This is a genomic window from Seonamhaeicola marinus (assembly GCF_008085455.1).
Genome location: NZ_VSDQ01000890.1, coordinates 1 through 631 on the forward strand (window position 1 = coordinate 1; position 631 = coordinate 631).

The window sequence follows — 631 nt, forward strand, 5'->3', positions numbered from 1 at the left end:
AGCGGTATGTTGGTTCAAATTTCAAAGAATCTTCAGCGTAATAATACATTTCTAACGGAATACCACTTTTTGATACTTCAACCTTTTTATGATATTTACCAACAACCAATGCCACCAAATAACTTGCCATAGGCTTTTGCATATTGTAGTGCCAAGTGGTTACAGTATTTGTTGTTTGTTTTTCTATTAATTTACCATTGGTGATAACTTCATAATCTTTATGAAACGTGATAGATAAATTGAATTCTATTTTATCATTCATATCATCAATACTTGGCAACCAATTGCTGGTATATTTACCTTGACCTTGCGTCCAAATTTGATGTTCTTCATCTTTAGCTATAAAATACAATGCTTTTGTGGGGCTTGCTTCATAATCAAAAGAAATCGTGTATACGTTTCCTTTTTTAAATGTTTTATGAAGCACATATTTACTATTGGTATTTACAACACTATCTAATGTAATCTGTTTGTTTTTTTCAATTAAACGCGCATTAGAAAACTGCATGTTTTGAGCATCTAAATACACCGCATTTGTTTTTTTCAAAACATGAAACGTATACACAACATTACCTATTACCTTTTTTTTAGAAACATTGAAACCAATAGTAGCTTTACAGGTTTTAAAATC

1 pseudogene is annotated in these 631 nt (G+C 30.1%); it reads right to left on the reverse strand.

The annotated features are described in order from the left end of the window. Positions 1–631, reverse strand: a pseudogene (locus FUA24_RS24645) (M1 family metallopeptidase); the annotation flags it as partial.